This window comes from Streptomyces decoyicus (assembly GCF_019880305.1).
GTDB classification, from domain to species: domain Bacteria; phylum Actinomycetota; class Actinomycetes; order Streptomycetales; family Streptomycetaceae; genus Streptomyces; species Streptomyces decoyicus.
This window is the reverse complement of sequence record NZ_CP082301.1, coordinates 6,059,065-6,078,551: the sequence shown is the minus strand read 5'-3', so window position 1 is coordinate 6,078,551 and position 19,487 is coordinate 6,059,065. Positions and strand designations below refer to the sequence as shown.

The 19,487-nt window shown below is 71.4% G+C and carries 17 protein-coding genes; 3 read left to right on the top strand and 14 right to left on the bottom strand.

The features are described 5' to 3' along the window. Nucleotides 1-61: 61 nt before the first annotated feature. From truB to rimP, 7 genes are all read right to left on the bottom strand, one after another. A complete protein-coding gene (truB, locus tag K7C20_RS26890) occupies nucleotides 62-991 on the bottom strand; it encodes a tRNA pseudouridine(55) synthase TruB (protein WP_030080310.1) in 930 nt (309 codons plus the stop codon). Further along, entirely contained in the window at nucleotides 988-1,440 is a 453-nt protein-coding gene (gene rbfA / locus K7C20_RS26885) for a 30S ribosome-binding factor RbfA (RefSeq protein ID WP_030080309.1), read from the bottom strand. The genes truB and rbfA overlap by 4 nt, the downstream gene beginning before the upstream one ends. Before the next feature lie 65 nt (nucleotides 1,441-1,505). Beyond that, nucleotides 1,506-1,799 (bottom strand): DUF503 domain-containing protein, encoded by a 294-nt coding sequence (locus K7C20_RS26880; protein ID WP_030080307.1) that lies wholly within the window; start codon nucleotides 1,797-1,799, stop codon nucleotides 1,506-1,508. Between the two features lie 197 nt (nucleotides 1,800-1,996). Further along, a complete protein-coding gene (infB, locus tag K7C20_RS26875; protein WP_078953492.1) occupies nucleotides 1,997-5,104 on the bottom strand; it encodes a translation initiation factor IF-2 in 3,108 nt (1,035 codons plus the stop codon). Nucleotides 5,105-5,268: 164 nt separating this feature from the next. Continuing rightward, nucleotides 5,269-5,565, bottom strand: a complete 297-nt coding sequence (locus tag K7C20_RS26870; RefSeq protein WP_078889779.1) for a YlxR family protein — start codon at nucleotides 5,563-5,565, stop codon at nucleotides 5,269-5,271. 135 nt (nucleotides 5,566-5,700) lie between these two features. Beyond that, nucleotides 5,701-6,693, bottom strand: a complete 993-nt coding sequence (gene nusA / locus K7C20_RS26865) for a transcription termination factor NusA (RefSeq protein WP_030080300.1) — start codon at nucleotides 6,691-6,693, stop codon at nucleotides 5,701-5,703. Between the two features lie 2 nt (nucleotides 6,694-6,695). Then, on the bottom strand, nucleotides 6,696-7,238 hold the full coding sequence (rimP, locus tag K7C20_RS26860) for a ribosome maturation factor RimP (protein WP_030080299.1): 543 nt from the start codon (nucleotides 7,236-7,238) through the stop codon (nucleotides 6,696-6,698). 160 nt (nucleotides 7,239-7,398) lie between these two features. Between rimP and K7C20_RS26855 the strand changes: the two genes are divergently transcribed. Genes K7C20_RS26855 through K7C20_RS26845 form a run of 3 tightly spaced genes read left to right on the top strand, consistent with a single transcriptional unit; the run spans nucleotide 7,399 to nucleotide 9,476 of the window. Next, nucleotides 7,399-7,947, top strand: a complete 549-nt coding sequence (locus tag K7C20_RS26855) for a hypothetical protein (protein WP_030080298.1) — start codon at nucleotides 7,399-7,401, stop codon at nucleotides 7,945-7,947. Nucleotides 7,948-7,996: 49 nt separating this feature from the next. Continuing rightward, complete coding sequence (locus K7C20_RS26850) at nucleotides 7,997-8,515, top strand: ferritin-like domain-containing protein (RefSeq protein WP_053210076.1); 519 nt, start codon at nucleotides 7,997-7,999, stop codon at nucleotides 8,513-8,515. A gap of 49 nt (nucleotides 8,516-8,564) precedes the next feature. Beyond that, nucleotides 8,565-9,476, top strand: a complete 912-nt coding sequence (locus tag K7C20_RS26845) for an aminoglycoside phosphotransferase family protein (RefSeq protein WP_053210075.1) — start codon at nucleotides 8,565-8,567, stop codon at nucleotides 9,474-9,476. A gap of 66 nt (nucleotides 9,477-9,542) precedes the next feature. Here the strand turns inward: K7C20_RS26845 and K7C20_RS26840 are convergent, their stop codons facing one another. From K7C20_RS26840 to K7C20_RS26810, 7 genes are all read right to left on the bottom strand, one after another. Then, complete coding sequence (locus K7C20_RS26840; protein ID WP_053210074.1) at nucleotides 9,543-11,252, bottom strand: proline--tRNA ligase; 1,710 nt, start codon at nucleotides 11,250-11,252, stop codon at nucleotides 9,543-9,545. Between the two features lie 289 nt (nucleotides 11,253-11,541). Then, entirely contained in the window at nucleotides 11,542-12,075 is a 534-nt protein-coding gene (locus K7C20_RS26835; RefSeq protein ID WP_030082505.1) for a GNAT family N-acetyltransferase, read from the bottom strand. A 24-nt stretch (nucleotides 12,076-12,099) separates the two neighbouring features. Next, complete coding sequence (locus K7C20_RS26830; protein ID WP_030082503.1) at nucleotides 12,100-12,945, bottom strand: GNAT family N-acetyltransferase; 846 nt, start codon at nucleotides 12,943-12,945, stop codon at nucleotides 12,100-12,102. Nucleotides 12,946-13,123: 178 nt separating this feature from the next. Next, nucleotides 13,124-14,281, bottom strand: a complete 1,158-nt coding sequence (gene ispG / locus K7C20_RS26825; RefSeq protein WP_030082501.1) for a flavodoxin-dependent (E)-4-hydroxy-3-methylbut-2-enyl-diphosphate synthase — start codon at nucleotides 14,279-14,281, stop codon at nucleotides 13,124-13,126. Between the two features lie 173 nt (nucleotides 14,282-14,454). Beyond that, on the bottom strand, nucleotides 14,455-15,756 hold the full coding sequence (locus K7C20_RS26820) for a M50 family metallopeptidase (RefSeq protein ID WP_030082499.1): 1,302 nt from the start codon (nucleotides 15,754-15,756) through the stop codon (nucleotides 14,455-14,457). Beyond that, complete coding sequence (dxr, locus tag K7C20_RS26815; protein ID WP_053210073.1) at nucleotides 15,753-17,027, bottom strand: 1-deoxy-D-xylulose-5-phosphate reductoisomerase; 1,275 nt, start codon at nucleotides 17,025-17,027, stop codon at nucleotides 15,753-15,755. The genes K7C20_RS26820 and dxr overlap by 4 nt, the downstream gene beginning before the upstream one ends. Before the next feature lie 145 nt (nucleotides 17,028-17,172). Further along, nucleotides 17,173-19,092 (bottom strand): acyl-CoA dehydrogenase family protein, encoded by a 1,920-nt coding sequence (locus K7C20_RS26810; protein WP_030082496.1) that lies wholly within the window; start codon nucleotides 19,090-19,092, stop codon nucleotides 17,173-17,175. Between the last annotated feature and the right edge of the window lie 395 nt (nucleotides 19,093-19,487).

Genomic DNA, 19,487 nt, shown 5'->3' with positions numbered 1-19,487 from the left:
ACGCCTCCGGACCCGGCCCTACACGCGCCAGGTGACCAACCGCCCGTAGGCCTGTCCGGCCCTAGACCGCGAACACCGCCAGGCTCTTCGCCTTCCCGCCCTGGTTCTCCACCAGCGCGAGGAACCGGCCGTCCGGTCCGAACGCCGCGATCGGGCCGGTCCCCTCGAACAGGGGCATCGGGATCCGTGCGCCGTTGAGCAGCAGCCGGGCCTGCGACTCGGCGACGTCCCAGCGGGTGAACGCCGCGGCGGCCGCCTCACCGAGCGGCATGACCGGAAGGCCCTCCCCCTCGGTGTCGTCCACGGCGGCCTGGAGCTGTTCGAGCGTGCGCGCCCGGTCCAGCTTGTACGGGCCGACGCGGGTGCGGCGCAGCGCCGTCAGATGGCCGCCGGCCCCGAGGCCCTCGCCCAGGTCACGGGCCAGGGCACGGATGTACGTACCGGACGAGCACTCGACGGAGACCAGCAGATCGGTCACCGGGGTGCCGTCCTCGGCCTCGGTCTCGTGCGCGGAGTGCACCACGAACGAGGAGACGGTGACCGGCCGGGCCGGGATCTCCACGTCCTCGCCGTCGCGCACCCGCGAGTACGACCGCTTGCCGTTGATCTTGATGGCGCTGACCTTCGACGGGACCTGCATGATCGCGCCGGACAGCCGGCCGACGCCCGCGTCGATGTCCTCGCGGGCGAGACCGTGCGCCGCCTTGGACGCGGTGAGCTCGCCCTCGGCGTCATCGGTGATCGTCGTCTGGCCGAGCCGGATCGTGCCGACGTACTCCTTCTCCGTCAGCGCCAGGTGGCCGAGCAGCTTGGTGGCCCGCTCGATGCCCAGGACGAGCACGCCCGTCGCCATCGGGTCGAGCGTGCCGGCGTGCCCGACCCGGCGGGTGCGCGCCATACCGCGCATCTTTGCCACCACGTCGTGCGAAGTGAAGCCGGCCGGCTTGTCGACGATGACAAGACCGCCCGGCTTGTTGCTCTCACGCTTCATTCTGCCGCGGTGCCCTCGTCATCGTCCTCGCCCGGCTTGCGGTACGGATCGGCCTCGCCGGCGTACTGGGCGCCCGAGGAGACCTCGCGCACCGCGGCGTCCGAAGCCCGTGCCTTGTCGAGCAGGTCGTCGATCGTCTTGGCGTTCTCGGGCAGGGCGTCCGGCACGAAGGCCAGGGTGGGCGTGAACTTCGTCCCCGCCGCGGCCCCGACCGCGGAGCGCAGGATGCCCTTGGCGCTCTCCAGCCCGGCGGCGGCGCTCGCACGCTCCTCGTCATCGCCGTAGACCGTGTAGAAGACCGTAGCCTCCCGCAGGTCGCCGGTGACCCGGGTGTCCGTGATGGTCACGTGCGAACCGAGCCGCGGGTCCTTGATACCGCGCTGCAGCTTCTGGGCGACCACCTCCCGGATGAGGTCCGCCAGCTTCTTCGCCCGCGCATTGTCGGCCACTGGTCCGTCTCCTTCTTTCTTCCACAATTGTGCTTCCACCGGCGGCGGCCTGCCCGGTCCCCGGGTCAGTCGTCGTCGCCGTGCAGCCGTCGGTGTACCGACAGCAGCTCCACTTCGGGCCGTGCGGCGACCATGCGCTCGCAGCGGTCCATGACATCGGTGAGATGCCCGGCGTCCCCGGAGACCACCGCCAGGCCGATGGTGGCCCTGCGGTGCAGATCCTGGTCCCCGACCTCCGCGACGCTCACCGCGAATTTGCGGTGCAGCTCGGCGACGATCGGGCGGACGACGGAGCGCTTCTCCTTCAGCGACCGTACGTCGCCGAGAAGCAGGTCGAAGGACAGCGTCCCTACGTACATGCAAGACGGGTCAAGCCACCCGTGGGGCCTTGGGGGCACCTCCAGCGTGAGCTGGGGGCGTTCGTTTCCTTGGGAACCGTACACGGAACGGCCGGGGCCGATCGACGGAAATATTCCGCCGACCGGCCCCGGTCCCGCGTGTCGCCCGGCCGCCATCTCTGGCAGGCCGTGCTACGCGCGGGCAGTCACGCGCATGATCAGCCGCGCGGCTTCTCGCGCATCTCGTACGTCGCGATGACGTCGTCGATCTTGATGTCGTTGAAGTTTCCGAGGTTGATACCGCCCTCGAAGCCTTCGCGGATCTCGGTGACGTCGTCCTTGAAGCGGCGCAGGCCCTGGATGTTGAGGTCCTCCGCGACCACCTTGCCGTCGCGGATGAGGCGCGCCTTGGTGTTGCGCTTGACCTCGCCGGAGCGGATGAGCACACCCGCGATGTTGCCGAGCTTGGACGAGCGGAAGATCTCGCGGATCTCCGCGGTACCGAGCTCGACCTCCTCGTACTCCGGCTTGAGCATGCCCTTGAGGGCCGCCTCGATCTCCTCGATCGCCTGGTAGATGACCGAGTAGTACCGGACGTCGACGCCCTCGCGCTCGGCCATCTGCGTAGCGCGGCCTTCGGCGCGCACGTTGAAGCCGATGACGATCGCGTCGGAGCCGGACGCCAGGTTGATGTCGGTCTCGGTGACCGCACCGACGCCGCGGTGTAGCACGCGGATGTCGACCTCTTCGCCGACGTCGAGCTGGAGCAGCGAGGACTCGAGAGCCTCCACCGAACCGGACGCGTCGCCCTTGATGATGAGGTTGAGCTGCTGCACCTCGCCCGCCTTGAGCACCTTGTCCAGGTCCTCGAGGGACACCCGGCGGGTGCGCTTGGCGAAGGCGGCGTTGCGCTCGCGCGCCGCGCGCTTCTCGGCGATCTGACGGGCCGTACGGTCCTCGTCGACCACCAGGAAGTTGTCGCCGGCGCCCGGGACGTTGGTCAGACCCAGGACCAGGACGGGGGTCGACGGACCCGCTTCCTCGACGTTGTTGCCCTTGTCGTCGAACATCGCACGGACTCGGCCGTACGCGTCGCCGACCACCATCGTCTCGCCGACGCGCAGCGTGCCGCGCTGGACCAGGACGGTCGCCACGGCGCCGCGGCCACGGTCGAGGTGGGCCTCGATCGCGATGCCCTGCGCGTCCTGCTCCGCGTTGGCGCGCAGGTCGAGCGAGGCGTCCGCAGTCAGGACCACGGCCTCGAGCAGCTGCTCGATGTTCAGACCCTCACGGGCGGAGATGTCGACGAACATGGTGTCGCCGCCGTACTCCTCGGCCACCAGACCGAACTCGGTGAGCTGGCCGCGCACCTTGGTCGGGTCGGCACCCTCGACGTCGATCTTGTTGACCGCGACCACGATCGGCACCTCGGCCGCCTTGGCGTGGTTCAGCGCCTCGATCGTCTGCGGCATGACACCGTCGTTGGCCGCCACCACGAGGATCGCGATGTCGGTCGACTTGGCACCACGGGCACGCATGGCGGTGAACGCCTCGTGACCGGGGGTGTCGATGAAGGTGATGCGACGCTCTTCGTCGTTGACCTCGGTCGCGACCTGGTAGGCACCGATGTGCTGGGTGATGCCGCCGGCCTCGCCCGCGATGACGTTCGTCTTGCGGATCGCGTCGAGCAGTCGGGTCTTACCGTGGTCGACGTGACCCATGACGGTCACCACCGGCGGACGCGCGACGAGCATGTCCTCGCCGCCCTCGTTCTCACCGAAGTCGATGTCGAAGGACTCGAGCAGCTCGCGGTCCTCCTCCTCCGGGCTGACGATCTCGACGACGTAGTTCATCTCTTCGGCGAGCAGCGTCAGCGTCTCGTCGGAGACCGACTGGGTCGCGGTGACCATCTCGCCCAGGTTCAGCATGACCTGGACCAGCGACGCCGGGTTGGCGTTGATCTTCTCGGCGAAGTCCGTCAGCGAGGCACCACGCGACAGGCGAACCGTCGCGCCGTTGCCGCGCGGCAGCATGATGCCGCCCACCGACGGGGCCTGCATGGCCTCGTACTCCTGACGCCTCTGCCGCTTCGACTTGCGGCCACGACGCGCCGGACCGCCGGGACGGCCGAACGCACCCTGCGTGCCACCACGGCCACCGGGACCGCCGGGACGGCCACCGAAGCCGGGACGACCGCCGAAGCCGCCGCCGCCACCGGGACCGCCGCCACCGGGACGACCGGCGAAACCGCCGCCGCCACCCGGACGACCGCCGCCGCCACCACCGGGACGACCGGCGAAACCGCCGCCGCCACCGGGACGACCGCCGCCGCCACCGGGACGACCGGCACCGCCGGGACCGCGACCGCCGCCACCGCCGGGGCCCGGACGCGGGCCGGCAGCGGGACGCTGCGGCATCATGCCCGGGTTCGGGCGGTTACCGCCGCCACCACCGGGACGCGGGGCGCCACCGGGAGCGGCACCCTGCGGACGGGGCATGCCACCGGGGGTGGGACGCGCACCGCCCTGGCCGCCCTGGGGACGCGGAGCGCCCTGGCCGCCGCCCTGCGGACGCGGGCCGCCGGGACCACCCTGGCCGCCGGGACGCGGGGCGCCACCGGGACGGGGGGCCTGCGGACGGGCCATGCCCGTGGAGCCACCGGACGTGAAGGGGTTGTTGCCCGGACGGGGGCCGGACGGACGGCCACCGGGACGCGGGGCCGGACGCTCGCCACCGGGGCGCGGAGCGTTACCGCGGCCCTGGCCGCCCTGGCCGCCCTGGCCGGACGCCGGACGGGCCGGACGCGGGGCGGGGGCACCGGGACGGGGAGCCGACTGACCGGCGGCGGGAGCGGCCGGCGCGGACGGCGGAGCCTGGAACTCGGGCTGCGCGGGGGCGGCCGGAGCGGGCTTGGGTGCCGGCGCCTTCGGGGCCGGCGTGGGCCGCGGGCCCGGGGTGGGGCCGGCGGCGGGAGTGCTCTTGGGAGCCACCGGGGCCTCGGGGGCCTTCGGTGCCTCGGGGGCTGCCGGAGCCGCGGGGCCCGGCTTGGGGGCGCCCGGCTTCGGGGCAGCAGGACGTGCCGCCTGCGCCGGAGACGGCGCGGACGGCTTCGCGGGGGCCGACTTGCGCGGCGCCGCGGGCTTACCGGCGGCGCGGCCATTGCCGCTGCCTGCCTGGAAAGCGTCGGTCAACTTGCGAACAACCGGCGCCTCGATCGTCGAGGACGCCGAACGGACGAATTCACCAAGTTCTTGGAGCTTGGCCATGACGACCTTGCTCTCAACGCCGAACTCCTTGGCGAGTTCGTATACCCGGACCTTAGCCACTTCGCTCCTTCTAGGTCCGGGTTTGTCCACCGGACCGTCGCTACTTCATGGGCGTACTCATCGCGTACTCATCGAGTGCTCATCGCAATCTCGACCTACTTCCGACTCGCGAGGTACCTGACCGCACGGTTTTCCGTGCGCTGTGCGTTTCTTGCTGCTGTGCGTTATTGCAACGGCGGCTGCTCGACGGGCTTCCGCTCGATGAACCGACGGAGATCCGTCGTGTCGAACGGCCCCCGGGCCCGGTAGGCCCGGTTGAACGCCCGGCGGCGAACCGCCAGGTCGAGGCAGACCAGTGTCGGGTGCACGTAAGCACCCCGGCCGGGCAGCGTACCGCGAGGATCGGGGGCACACTCACCCTCGATCTCCACGATGCGCAGCAAATCGCCCTTGGCCGCTCGCTCCCGGCATCCCAGACAGGTGCGCTCAGGGCATGCGCGGGCATGCGTCCGGCCAGACACTGCTTAAGTCTACCTCCCCGCGCCGACCCGGCCCCGATGGGGTAAAGGCGGAACGGCTGCTCAGAATTCCGGGCGGAGCGCCACGGCACCACCGATTTTTCGGTGCCGCGGCGCCACTGTCCGTTTTGTACGGTCTCAGTCCTGCGGTGCGACCTGCTCGGTGTCCGGGCGGATGTCGATCCGCCAGCCCGTGAGACGGGCGGCGAGCCGGGCATTCTGCCCTTCCTTGCCGATGGCCAGTGACAGCTGGTAGTCGGGGACGGTGACCCGGGCGGAGCGCGCCGCCAGGTCCACGACCTCGACCTTGCTGACCCTGGCCGGCGACAGCGCGTTCGCCACCAGCTCGGCCGGGTCGTCCGACCAGTCCACGATGTCGATCTTCTCGCCGTGCAGCTCGGCCATCACGGCACGCACCCGGCCGCCCATCGGGCCGATGCAGGCGCCCTTGGCGTTCAGGCCCGAGCGGGTGGACCGTACGGCGATCTTGGTGCGGTGGCCGGCCTCGCGGGCGATGGCGGAGATCTCCACCGAGCCGTCCGCGATCTCCGGGACCTCCATGGCGAAGAGCTTCTTCACCAGATTGGGGTGGGTGCGCGACAGCGTCACGGACGGGCCGCGGACACCCTTGGCCACCCGTACGACGTAGGAGCGCAGCCGGGTGCCGTGCGCGTAGTCCTCGCCGGGGACCTGCTCCTGCACCGGCAGCATGGCCTCCATCGGGCCGATGTCCACCAGCACGTTCTTGGGGTCCTTGCCCTGCTGGACGACGCCGGTGATGACATCGCCCTCACGCCCGGCGAACTCGCCGAAGGTGATCTCCTCCTCGGCGTCCCGCAGCCGCTGGAGGATGACCTGCTTGGCGGTGGTCGCCGCGATCCGCCCGAAACCGGAAGGGGTGTCGTCGAAATCGCGGGGCTCGGCGCCCTCCTCCAGGTCCTCCGGGTCCTCCTTCGCCCACACCGTCACATGGCCGGTGTTGCGGTCCAGCTCCACCCGCGCCCGCCGGCGGCTGCCCTCGGTGCGGTGGTAGGCAATGAGGAGGGCCGACTCGATCGCCTCGACCAGCAGGTCGAACGAGATCTCCTTCTCCCGCACCAGTCCCCGCAGGGCACTCATGTCGATATCCACGGCTACGCCTCCTCCTTGTTCTCGTCGATCTTCTCGTCGTGCTGCGCGTCGCGCTTGTCCGCCTTGTCGGCCTTACGGTTGAACTCCAGCTCGACACGCGCCTTGGCGATCTCGTCGAAGGAGAGGCGCCGGGCGGTCGGCTTGCGGCCCTTGACACCCGGTACCTCGAGGTCCAGCCCTGCGTCGTCGACGGCGATGATCCGCGCCACCAGCTCCCCGCCCTCATGGAGTTGGGCCTTGATGAGGCGGCCGACGGCGCGGCGGTAGTGCCGCAGCTCGGTCAGCGGGCGGTCGGCGCCGGGGGAGGTCACCTCAAGGGTGTAAGGGGCGCCGCCCATCACATCGGAGTCGTCCAGGACCTGGGAGGCCTCGCGGCTCAGCTCGGCGCACTCGTCCAGCTGGACACCCTCGTCGGAATCGACCACGATCCTCAGCACCCGCCGCTTGCCTGCCGGTGTCACCTCGATCTCTTCCAGATCCAGGTCTCGCGCGGCGACGAGCGGTTCAAGCAATCCGCGCAGCCTCTCGCTCTGGGTGGTGCTCATCCGGGTGACTCCTCGGCCGCGTGTGCTGTTGTGGGTGGGTCGCGTGTCGGGTCAAAGCCTATCGGTTCCGGCGGGGTACTGACGATTCGGTGGGTGGTCACGGATACTCTCGCCTGCGGTGATCACTACGAAAGACCCCGGGAAGTGCAACGTGCCGAAAGTGGCGCTCACGCGCAGAAGGACCCTGCTGGCCGGCGCCGCCCTCGGGGGCGTGGCGCTGCTCACGGGCTGCTCCGAGGAGCCCGGCCCCGACCGGGCCGAACACTCCTCCGCCGCCGACCGGCTGCGCGAGCGCTCCGCCCACGACAGTACGACCCTGCTGGCGCGCTACGACGCGACGCTCGCCGCGCATCCGGCGCTGGAGTCGCGGCTGCGCCCGCTGCGCTCCGAAGTCGCCCGGCACGCCGAGGCGTTCCGCGGCCAAGGGGCCGCACCCTCGCCCGGCGGCGGCGCCTCCGACGGCCCGGCGCGCGACGCCGGTGTGCCCGCGTCCGGTGCGTCGCCGCGCGGCTCCCGGCGGCCGTCCGACCCCCAGGTTCCCCAGGACGAGAAGGGTGCACGCGCGGCCCTCGCCGAGGCCGAGCGCAAGCTCGCCGACGTCCGCACCAAGGCACTGACCGCCGCGCCCCCGCAGTTGGCCCGGCTGCTCGCCTCGGTCGCGGCGGCCGGAGCGGCGCATGCGTATCTGCTGGCGGAGCCGGCCGGATGACGGGCGCGGCAGCACAGCAGCGGGCAAGGAACGGCGAAGGGGCGTGCGCATGAGGGCCACAGCAGTTCACGGCAGGACCAGGCGCGAGGACGAGGACAGCGGGCACGACGAGCTGACGGCCGTGCAGGCGGCGCTGGCCGCCGAGCACGCGGCGGTCTACGGCTACGGCGTGGTCGGCGGCCGGATCGCCGACGACCGGCGCAAGGAGGCCCAGGCGGCGTACGACGGGCATCGTGCGCGCCGGGACGCGCTACGCCGCGAGGTGCGCGACCTGGGCGGTACACCGCGGGCCGCGGCCGCCGCCTACGAACTGCCCTTCCCGGTCCCGGACGCGGCCGCCGCGGCCCGGCTGGCGGCGGAGCTGGAGGACCGGCTGGCCGCCGTCTACGCGGATCTCGTACGGGCCGGCGGCAGGGCCCGGCGTACGGAGGCGGCGGCCGCGCTGCGCGAGGCGGCGGTCCGGGCGGTGCGCTGGCGCGGCAGCGGCGTAGCCTTCCCTGGGCTCGTGGAGCGGGCCGCGGCCGCCACCCCGACCGGCGCCGCGAGCGCCTCCGCCGGCGCGCTCTGAACGACCGGCCGCGGTGCGGTCACGGCCCCAGGAAGGGGACAGCTCAAGCATGGCAACGGCACCCATCGAACCGCCGCAGCGGTTGGTGAGTTCGCTGAGCGGCGATCCGGAAAGTCCCGTGCGGAAGTGGCTCGATGCGCTGCCGACGCTGGTTCAGCAGCGGCTGGAGGCCTGGGATCTGACGCTGGAGCGGGTGCACGCCCCCGGTGGCCGCAGCAGTCTGCTCGCCCTCGTACGGCAGCAGGACGGGACGCCGGCGGCGCTCAAGTTCCCGGTGCCCGGACGGGTGTCCGCGCACGAGGGGGCGGCGCTGGAGGCATGGGACGGCTGGGGCGCGGTGCGGCTGCTGCGGGCCGACGACACGAGCGGTGCGCTGCTGCTGGAGCGGCTCCAGGGCGCGGTGTCGCTGCGGTCGCTGCCGGAGGCCAAGGCGTTGCTGGAGGCGGCCGGTACGGTGCGGCGGCTGTGGGTGCCGCCGGGCCCAGGGCATGCCTTCGAGACGCTGGCCGGGCGTACCGAGGAGGCCGTGGAGGCACTGCGGACGGCCGGGGCGCTGGCCCCGGCGGCCGGGCCGCTGGTGGACCAGGCGCTGGAGCTGCGGCGCGCCCTGGCGCAGGGGTCCGACGAGCAGTTTCTGCTGCACGGCACGTTCCGGCAGGGCAAGGTGCTGGCCGGTGAGCGGTCGCCCTGGCTGGCGGTCGGCCCGGCGCCGGTGGTCGGCGAGCGGGCGTACGACCTGGCCGCGCTGGTGCTGGACCGGTTCGAGGATCTGATGGCCGGGTCGGGCGCGGCCGCCGCGGCCCGCCGCCGGGTGGCCAAGCTGGCCGACTCCCTGGAAGTGGACCGGGACCGGCTGCGCGACTGGACGCTCTACCGGGCGGTCGACACCGGCGTACGGGAGGTGGCGGTGGGCGAGCGGCAGCGCGGCGAGCTGCTGCTGGAGTTCGCGGCCTGGCTGTAGTGGACGCACGAACGGGCCGGCCGCCGGGGTGTGCGCCCCGGCGGCCGGCCCGTTCGCGTGCGGCAATCAGGCGCTGAGGCGGGCGACGGCCTCCTCGACCGTCAGCTCCTCGCGCTCGCCGGTGCGGCGGTCCTTGACCTCGACGACGCCCTCGGCGGCGCGGCGTCCGGCGACCACGATGGCCGGAACGCCGAGCAGCTCGGCGTCGGTGAACTTCACACCGGGCGAGACACCGGCCCGGTCGTCGACGAGGACCCGCAGGCCCGCCGCGCCGAGCTGTTCGCCGACCTCCAGGGCGAGCTCGGTCTGCTTGGCCTTGCCGGCGGCGACGACATGCACATCGGCCGGGGCGACCTCGCGGGGCCAGCACAGGCCGGACTCGTCGTGGGTCTGCTCGGCGAGGGCGGCCACCGCGCGGGAGACGCCGATGCCGTACGAGCCCATGGTGACCCGGGCGGGCTTGCCGTTCTGGCCGAGCACATCGAGCCCGAAGGCGTCCGCGTACTTGCGGCCGAGCTGGAAGATGTGGCCGATCTCGATGGCACGGTCGATCTTCAGGCCGGTGCCGCAGCTGGGGCAGGGGTCGCCGGGCTCGACGACGACCACGTCGAGGTAGTCGTCGACCTCGAAGTCCCGGCCGGCGACGACGTTGCGGGCGTGCTTGCCCTCCTTGTTGGCACCGGTGATCCAGGAGGTACCGGGGGCGACGCGCGGGTCGGCGATGTAGCGGAACGCCTTGCCGGCCAGGCCCTGCGGGCCGACGTAGCCGCGGACCAGTTCGGGGCGGCCGGTGAAGTCCTCGGCCGTGACCAGCTCGACGGTGGCCGGCGCGAGGTGCTCACCGAGCTTGCCGAGGTCGACCTCGCGGTCACCGGGGACGCCGACCGCGACGATCTCGCCGTCGACCTTGACCAGGAGGTTCTTCAGGGTCGCGGAGGCCGGTACGCCGAGGTACTCGGCAAGGGTCTCGATGGTCGGGGTGTCGGGGGTGTCCAGCTCCTCGACGGGGCCGTGCACGGAGCCGTCGGCCGGCTCGACCTTGACCGTGACGGCCTCGGTGTTGGCGGCGTAGTCGCAGGCCGGGCAGTCGACGAAGGTGTCCTCGCCGGCCGCGGCGGGGGCCAGGAACTCCTCGGAGGCGGAGCCGCCCATCGCGCCGGAGACGGCGGAGACGATGCGGTAGTCGAGGCCCAGGCGCTCGAAAATCTTCTGGTAGGCCTGGCGGTGCAGCGCGTAGGACTGCTCCAGGCCCTCGTCGGTGGTGTCGAAGCTGTACGAGTCCTTCATCTGGAACTCGCGGCCGCGCAGCACACCGGAGCGGGGGCGGGCCTCGTCGCGGTACTTGGTCTGGATCTGGTAGAGGATCACCGGCAGGTCCTTGTAGGACGTGCACTGGTCCTTGACCGTGAGGGTGAAGATCTCTTCGTGGGTGGGGCCGAGGAGGTAGTCGGCGCCCTTGCGGTCCTTGAGGCGGAAGAGCAGGTCGCCGTACTCCTCCCAGCGGCCGCTGGCCTCGTAGGGCTCCTTGGGCAGCAGGGCCGGCAGCAGGACCTCCTGGCCGCCGATGGCGTCCATCTCCTCGCGGACGATGCGGGAGACGTTCTCCAGGACCTTCTTGCCCAGCGGCAGCCACGTCCAGATGCCGGCGGAGGAGCGGCGGACGTACCCGGCGCGGACGAGCAGCTTGTGGCTGGCGGTCTCGGCGTCGGCCGGGTCGTCGCGCAGTGTCTTGATCATCAAGCGGGACATGCGCTGGACCTGTGCGGCGTGGGCCATGGGAGTTTCTCCTGCGTAAGAAAGGTGACTCCCTGGAGGTTAGCTGTAGGGGTGTGGCGCAAGGAAATGCGTATCCGCTGCGCTTGCCTCGGTCCACGTCGTCGGCTTTCCCGCCGTGGGGGTTTCTCGCCGTTGCGCCCCTCCGCTGTGCTTTGCCTCGGCACGCGTTTTCGGCTGTCCCGCCGTTGCGCCTGCGGCGGGCGGGTCCGCTGCGCGGGGCTGTCGGGGTGCGGTGACGGGCCTCCGGGGCGTCCCCTCCCGTGAGGGGTGGGGAAAGAAAAAGAGGGACTCAGCGCTTGAGAGGAAGCGGGGCGCCCATCACCGCGTACGGGGTCGGGGCGCTGGGGAAGAGGACGCGGCGGGCGATGTCCTGGTAGCCCAGGGAGCGGTACAGGCGGCGGGCCGGGCTCTCGGTGTCGATGGCGGAGAGGATGGAGCGGAGTTCGCCGGCCTCGTCGGTGATGCGGGTGATCAGTGCCCGGCCGATGCCGCGGTGCTGGTAGGCGGGGTGGACGTGCAGCTCGGTGATGGTGAAGGAGCCGTCGAGCCAGTGGTCGAGGCCCTCGCCTCGCAGGTAGGGCTCGACGACGGTGGACCACCAGTGGGCGCGGTCGTTGGGCATGCCGTAGACGAAGCCGACCAGCCGGCCTGCGGGGGTGGTGGCGCCGAGGGCGCGGGCGCCGGTGCAGGCGAAATGACGCAGCACGATGTGCCGGCGGACGGCGATCTCCTCGTCGCTCAGGCCGAACGCGAGCGCCTGTACGGCCAGCGCGTCGTCCACGCGGGCAGCGAGATCAAGGGGGCCGACCGCGACGTCATCCATGCTCGGAGCGTACAAGGCGGCGGGTCAGAAAAGTACGCTCATGAAGGCGCCGACTTCCTCGAAGCCCACCCGCCGGTAGGAGGCGCGGGCGGCCGTGTTGAAGTCGTTGACGTAGAGGCTGACGACGGGGGCGACGTCGCTGAGGGCGTAGCGCAGCACGGCGGCCATACCGGTCTCCGACAGGCCCTTGCCGCGGTAGGCGGGGTCGACCCAGACGCCCTGGATCTGGCAGGCCCGCTGGGTGGCGGCGCCGATCTCGGCCTTGAAGATGACCTTGCCGTTCTCGATACGGGCGAAGGAGCGTCCTGAGCCGACGAGTTCGGCGACCCGGGCCTGGTAGAGGAGCCCGCCGTCGCCCGCCATCGGGGAGATGCCGACCTCTTCGGTGAACATGGCCACGCACGCGGGCATGATCAGGTCCATCTCGTTCTTGCGGATCCGCCGGACGTACGGGTCGGGGGCGATCTCGGCGGACGGTGCGGTGGTGACCATCAGGGGCTGATGGGCGCGGACCTCGCGGGCCGGTCCCCAGTAGGGCTCCAGGAGCGACCACAGCTCGGCGGTGGGCTCCTCGGGGCCGACGATGGAGGAGCAGCGGCGGCCCTGGCGGCGGGCGCGTTCGGCGAAGCCACGGACCGCTTCGGGGGTGGCGCAGACGGGGACGAGGTTGGCGCCGGCGTAACAGAGCGCCTCCAGGCGGCCACTGACGTACCAGCCCCACATCTCGCCGCCCAGCCGCCAGGGGTCGAGGCCGGCGACCTGTACGCGGGCGGCGACAAAGGCGTTGGCGACCGGGTCGCGGTCCAGGACCGCGAGCGCATCGTCGAGGTCCCCGGGCTCGAGGACCTTGATGGTGGTGGTCGTCAGCACGTGTCGGAAAGCCTCACCGTTACGGGCCTGGGAGGCCAGGCGGGAGCAGGTCTTGGCACTTTACCTCGCGCCTGCGGGGAGCACCCTGCCGCCGAGGGCCGGATCGTCCCGGCCAGGCGTGAGCCCCGCGGCCCGGGGCGGGCGGCGGGGCTCAGCGGCGGTGCGGTGGGGCCGTGGGTCAGCCGGCGACGGCCACGGTCGGCTCGCCGGAGGCGATGCCGTCCTTCTCCATCTGCTCGGCGATCTTCATGGCCTCTTCGATGAGGGTCTCGACGATCTTCGACTCGGGGACGGTCTTGATGACCTCGCCCTTGACGAAGATCTGGCCCTTGCCGTTGCCGGAGGCGACACCGAGGTCGGCCTCGCGGGCCTCGCCGGGGCCGTTGACGACGCAGCCCATGACGGCGACGCGCAGCGGCACCTCCATGCCGTCCAGACCCGCGGTGACCTCGTCGGCGAGCTTGTAGACGTCGACCTGGGCACGGCCGCAGGACGGGCAGGAGACGATCTCCAGCCGGCGCTGGCGGAGGTTGAGCGACTCCAGGATGGAGATGCCGACCTTGACCTCTTCGGCGGGCGGCGCGGACAGCGAGACGCGGATGGTGTCGCCGATGCCCTCGCTGAGCAGCGCGCCGAAGGCGACGGCGGACTTGATGGTGCCCTGGAAGGCGGGGCCGGCCTCCGTGACACCGAGGTGGAGGGGGTAGTCCGACTGGGCGGCGAGCTGGCGGTAGGCGTTGACCATCACGACCGGGTCGTTGTGCTTGACCGAGATCTTGATGTCACGGAAGCCGTGCTCCTCGAAGAGGGACGCCTCCCACAGCGCGGACTCGACGAGCGCCTCGGGGGTCGCCTTGCCGTACTTCTGGAGCAGGCGGCGGTCCAGGGAGCCGGCGTTGACGCCGATCCGGATCGGGGTGCCGGCGTCGGAGGCCGCCTTGGCGATCTCCTTGACCTTGTCGTCGAACTGCTTGATGTTGCCGGGGTTGACGCGGACCGCGGCGCAGCCGGCGTCGATCGCGGCGAAGACGTACTTCGGCTGGAAATGGATGTCTGCAATGACCGGAATCTGAGACTTCCGGGCGATCACGGGCAGCGCATCGGCGTCGTCCTGCGTCGGGCAGGCGACCCGGACGATCTGGCAGCCGGAGGCCGTCAGCTCGGCGATCTGCTGCAGCGTGGCGCCGATGTCGGACGTCCGGGTGGTCGTCATCGACTGCACCGAGACCGGTGCGTCTCCGCCCACGGCGACCGTGCCGACCTGGATCTTGCGGCTGACCCGGCGGTCGGCAAGCTTGGTCGGTACGTCCGGCATTCCCAGTGAAATGGCAGTCATCTGGCGAGCAACCCCAAGGTGTGGATCTAGGCCCCGCATCGGCGGGCTCCGGTCTTCGAGATTACGTCACGGGGGTCGCGGCAAGCACATCGCTCCCCTGTGGCGCCACGAAAGGAGACGGCCGGACGCCTCCAAACGCCACGGAGGTGTCCGGCCGCCGCCAAACGTGCTTTCTAGGTCAGCTTCACCGGATTCACCACGTCGGCGACGAGCACCAGCAGTGTGAAGCAGATGAAGATCCCGGCGACGACGTACGCGACCGGCATCAGCTTGGCGACGTCGAAGGGGCCGGGGTCGGGACGCCGGACGATCTTGGCGAAGGCCCGTCGGACCGACTCCCACACGGCGCCGGCGATGTGCCCGCCGTCCAGCGGCAGCAGCGGCAGCATGTTGAACAGGAACAGCGAGAGGTTGAAGCCGGCGACCAGGAAGAGCATGGTCGCCACCCGCTGCTCCGGCGGGATGTTCAGGGAGAAGACCTCGCCGCCGACCCGGGCCGCGCCGACCACGCCCATCGGGGAGTCCTGCTTGCGCTCTCCGCCGTTGAAGGCCGCGTCCCACAGGTCCGGGACCTTGGCGGGCAGGTTTATCAGCGAGGAGACCCCCTGCTGGACCATGTTGCCCATGCGGTCGACGGACTGGCCGAAGGACTGCTGGACGACGCCGCTGGCCGGGGTGAAGCCGAGGAATCCGGCGGTGACGAACTGTCCGGGGACATAGCCGCCGTGGCCGTCGGTCTTGGCGACCTTGTTCTCGATGAGGTCGGCGTGCAGCGTCCGGCGTGCGCCGTGCCGCTCCACGACGAGCGTCGCGGGTCCGGTGGTGTCGCGGATCTGCTGCTGGAGGGCGCCCCAGTCCGGCACGGCGTGGCCGTTGAACGAGACGATCTTGTCGCCGGCCCGGAGGCCCGCGGCCTCGGCCGGGGAGTCCTTGGCGCCGTGCGGGCACTTGTCGGTCTTGGCGGCGGCCGAGATGACGCACTCCGACACCGAGCCGACCTGGGTGGTCTGGGTGTTGATGCCGAAGCCCATCAGCACGCTCATGAAGATCACGACCGCCAGGATCAGATTCATGAACGGCCCGGCGAACATCACGATGACGCGCTTCCAGGGCTTGCGGGTGTAGAAGAGCCGCTTCTCGTCGCCGGGCTGGAGCTCCTCGAAGGCCGCCGAGCGGGCGTCCTCGATCATGCCGCGGAACGGCGAGGTGGAGCGGGCCTGGAGCTTTCCGTCGTCGCCGGGCGGGAACATCCCGATCATGCGGATGTAGCCGCCGAGCGGAACGGCCTTGATGCCGTACTCGGTGTCGCCCTTCTTACGGGAGAAGATCGTCGGCCCGAAGCCCACCATGTACTGCGGCACGCGGATACCGAACAGCTTGGCCGTGGAGAGATGGCCGAGCTCGTGCCAGGCAATGGAGAACAGCAGGCCGACGACGAAGACGACTATGCCGAGGATGGTCATCCAGGTCGTCATGCGCGAGCCTCCGAAGGTGTCCGTGCCGCACGGGCGGCCAGTTCGCGGGCGCGGGCGCGCGCCCAGGTCTCCGCCTCGAGGACGTCCGCGACACTCAGGGAAGTTCCCCCGGCGGGCGTTCCGTGTTCGGCGACCACTGCGGCGACGGTATCCACAATCCCGGTGAAGGGCAGCCCGCCCTTGAGGAAGGCGTCCACACATTCCTCGTTCGCCGCGTTGAAGACGGCGGGGGCGGTGCCGCCCAGATCACCGACGTGGCGGGCCAGCGGGACGGACGGGAAGGCCTCCTCGTCCAGCGGGAAGAACTCCCAGGTCTGTGCCTTCGTCCAGTCCACGCCCGGCGCGGCGTCCGGGACCCGCTCGGGCCAGCCGATGCCCAGCGCGATCGGCATCCGCATGTCGGGCGGGCTGGCCTGGGCGAGCGTGGAGCCGTCGGTGAACTCCACCATCGAGTGGATGTAGGACTGCGGGTGGACGACGACCTCGATGCGGTCGAAGGGCACGTCGAAGAGCAGATGCGCCTCGATGACCTCCAGGCCCTTGTTGACGAGGGTCGCCGAGTTGATGGTGACGACCGGGCCCATCGACCAGGTGGGGTGGGCCAGCGCCTGCTCGGGCGTGACCCCGGCCAGCTCCCGCTTCGTACGGCCGCGGAACGGGCCGCCGGAAGCGGTGACGACGAGCTTGCGGACCTCGGCGCGCTCGCCGCCGGCCAGCGCCTGGAAGAGCGCGGAGTGCTCGGAGTCGACGGGGATGATCTGGCCGGGCGCGGCGAGGGCCTTGACCAGCGGGCCGCCGACGATCAGCGACTCCTTGTTGGCGAGGGCCAGCACCCGGCCCGCCTTCAGGGCGGCCAGGGTCGGGGCGAGGCCGATGGAGCCGGTGATGCCGTTGAGGACGGTGTGGCAGGGGGAGGCGGCCAGCTCGGTGGCCGCGTCGGGGCCGGCCAGGATCTCGGGCAGCGGTTCGCCCGCGCCGTAGCGGTCGGCCAGTGCCGTACGCAGTGCGGGCACCGCGTCCTCGCGCGCCACGGCGACGGCGGCCACCCGCAGCTGGTGCGCCTGGTCGGCGAGCAGCTCGACCCGGCCGCCGGCCGCGGAGAGCGCGGTCACCCGGAAGCGGTCGGGGTTGCGCAGCACGATGTCGATCGCCTGGGTGCCGATCGAGCCGGTCGAGCCGAGCACCACGAGGGAACGGGGGCCGCGCGGGCCGTCAGGGCCGCCGGAGGCCGGCTCGAAGCGCGTATGCGGGTGGGCGAGGGAGTCCGTCATGGGGTCCATTGTGGCCGGTCGCCCAGGGGCCGTGGACACCAAGGGCGTGTCTTACGGATCATCGGGCCCCGCCCGCTGTGCACGGCACACCCCGGGGCCGGTCCCACGCGCCCGGACCGGCCCCGGGGTGTGCGGCGCGGGCCGCTCAGCGGATGGGCCGCCGGACGTTGTCCGTCCGGCTCGGGCCCGGGGTGGCGTCGGCGATCCAGGGGCCGTCGCCGCTGGGGTCGATCATGCCTTCCTCCAGCCAGGTGTAGGTGCCGTCGAGGACCCCGTGGACGACCTTGCGGTCGAGCTCGTCGGTGTTGGTCCACAGCCGGCCGAACAGCTCCTCGACCCGGATCCGCGCCTGCCGGCAGAACACCTCGGCCAGCTGCTGTGCCTCGCGGCCGTGCTCCCCGGTCTCGTTCAGGTACTCGGCCCGTACGCAGGCGGCGCTCATCGCGAAGAGTTCGGCGCCGATGTCCACGATCCGGCCGAGGAAGCCCTGCTTGGTCTCCATCCGGCCCTGCCAGCGGGACATCGCGTAGAAAGTGGAGCGGGCGAGCTTGCGGGAGGCCCGTTCGACATACCGCAGATGACCGGCGAGCTGGCCGAACTCCTGGTACGTACGCGGGAGTTGGCCCGGTCCGGCGACGAGCTTGGGCAGCCAGCGGGCGTAGAAGCCGCCGGCCTTGGCCGCGGCCCGGCCCTTGTCGGCGAGGGTCTTGTCCGGGTCGATGAGGTCGCCGGCGACCGAGAGATGGGCGTCCACCGCCTCGCGGGCGATCAGCAGATGCATGATCTCCGTGGAGCCCTCGAAGATCCGGTTGATGCGCATATCGCGCAGCATCTGCTCGGCGGGGACGGCGCGTTCGCCGCGGGCGGCGAGCGAGTCCGCGGTCTCGAAGCCGCGGCCGCCGCGGATCTGGACGAGCTCGTCGGCCATCAGCCAGCCCATCTCGGAGCCGTAGAGCTTGGCGAGGGCGGCCTCGATGCGGATGTCGTTGCGGTTCTCGTCGGCCATCTGGGAGGAGAGGTCGACGACCGCTTCGAGGGCGAAGGTGGTGGCGGCGATGAAGGAGATCTTGGCACCGACGGCCTCGTGCTTGGCGACCGGCCGGCCCCACTGCTCCCGGGCCCCGGCCCACTCACGGGCGATCTTCAGGCACCACTTGCCGGAGCCGACGCACATCGCGGGCAGCGAGAGCCGGCCGGTGTTGAGGGTGGTCAGGGCGATCTTCAGGCCGGCGCCCTCCGGCCCGATGCGGTTGGCGGCGGGGACCCGTACCTGGTGGAAGCGGGTCACCCCGTTCTCCAGGCCGCGCAGGCCCATGAAGGCGTTGCGGTTCTCGACCGTGATGCCGGGAGAGTCGGCCTCGACGACGAAGGCCGTGATGCCGCCCTTGTGCCCCTCGGAGGCGGGCACCCGCGCCATCACCACCAACAGGTCGGCGACCACACCGTTGGTGGTCCACAGCTTGACCCCGTCGAGGACGTAGTCCGTACCGTCCGGGACCGCCAGGGTCGCCAGCCGGGCCGGGTCCGAGCCGACATCGGGTTCGGTCAGCAGGAACGCCGAGATGTCCGTACGGGCACAGCGCGGCAGGAACTTCTCCTTCTGCTCCGTGGTGCCGAACAGCTTCAGGGGCTGCGGCACGCCGATCGACTGGTGCGCGGAGAGCAGCGCGCCGATGGCGGGGCTGGCGGTGCCGACCAGGGCCAGGGCGCGGTTGTAGTAGACCTGGGTGAGGCCGAGGCCGCCGTACTTCGGGTCGATCTTCATGCCGAACGCGCCGAGCTCCTTGAGCCCGTTCACGGTCTCGTCCGGGATCTGCCCCTCGCGCTCGATCCGGGCGCCGTCGATCTCCGTCTCGCAGAATTCGCGCAGGGTGGCGAGGAACTTCTCGCCGCGGTGTACGTCGTCGACCGCGGGGGTCGGGTGCGGATGGATGAGGTCGAGCCGGAAACGCCCCAGGAACAGTTCCTTGGCGAAGCTGGGCTTGCGCCAGTCCTGCTCGCGGGCCGCCTCGGCGACCTGGCGTGCTTCGCGCTCGGAAACGTTGCGGATGGATGGAGCGGTCATCAGGAGCTCACCTCGCCGCGGGATCGGGAGTTCTGCGCCGGCGGGCCGGTCGGCCGCTGGACAGCGCTACTTGTGAGAGTTACCCGATCCGCACGGGTTGCACCACGGGAGGTGGCGGGAGATGGCCGCGCGGAAGGCCACTCCACGCCAAGCGGGACATACCCCCCGGCATCGGTCCGGGGCCGCTCGCCGCCCTCCGCCGTTCGGGGGGTGCGGCATACCGCGCTGGTTGTACGTACGGGCCCCTCTCCTCCCCCGGGGGACCGCCGCGACTCCCCCTCAAACAGGAGGAAGGGACGGGCTTCGGCCGCATACCGTCAAGATCCGGCATGACGGGAGAGGTGATGCCGGAGCAAAAAAGGGGGGACGCGGCGCGCTCCGGAAACAGGGTGCCG

Bases quoted from the DNA above. Each gene is read 5' to 3' on its own strand.
- K7C20_RS26840 (WP_053210074.1), bottom strand. From the start codon at position 11,252: ATGGCCCACGCCGCACAGGTCCAGCGCATGTCCCGCTTGATGATCAAG.
- K7C20_RS26880 (WP_030080307.1), bottom strand. From the start codon at position 1,799: ATGTACGTAGGGACGCTGTCCTTCGACCTGCTTCTCGGCGACGTACGG.
- K7C20_RS26850 (WP_053210076.1), top strand. From the start codon at position 7,997: ATGAGGGCCACAGCAGTTCACGGCAGGACCAGGCGCGAGGACGAGGAC.
- K7C20_RS26845 (WP_053210075.1), top strand. From the start codon at position 8,565: ATGGCAACGGCACCCATCGAACCGCCGCAGCGGTTGGTGAGTTCGCTG.
- K7C20_RS26810 (WP_030082496.1), bottom strand. From the start codon at position 19,092: ATGACCGCTCCATCCATCCGCAACGTTTCCGAGCGCGAAGCACGCCAG.
- dxr (WP_053210073.1), bottom strand. From the start codon at position 17,027: ATGACGGACTCCCTCGCCCACCCGCATACGCGCTTCGAGCCGGCCTCC.
- K7C20_RS26820 (WP_030082499.1), bottom strand. From the start codon at position 15,756: ATGACGACCTGGATGACCATCCTCGGCATAGTCGTCTTCGTCGTCGGC.
- ispG (WP_030082501.1), bottom strand. From the start codon at position 14,281: ATGACTGCCATTTCACTGGGAATGCCGGACGTACCGACCAAGCTTGCC.
- rimP (WP_030080299.1), bottom strand. From the start codon at position 7,238: ATGAGCACCACCCAGAGCGAGAGGCTGCGCGGATTGCTTGAACCGCTC.
- truB (WP_030080310.1), bottom strand. From the start codon at position 991: ATGAAGCGTGAGAGCAACAAGCCGGGCGGTCTTGTCATCGTCGACAAG.
- K7C20_RS26835 (WP_030082505.1), bottom strand. From the start codon at position 12,075: ATGGATGACGTCGCGGTCGGCCCCCTTGATCTCGCTGCCCGCGTGGAC.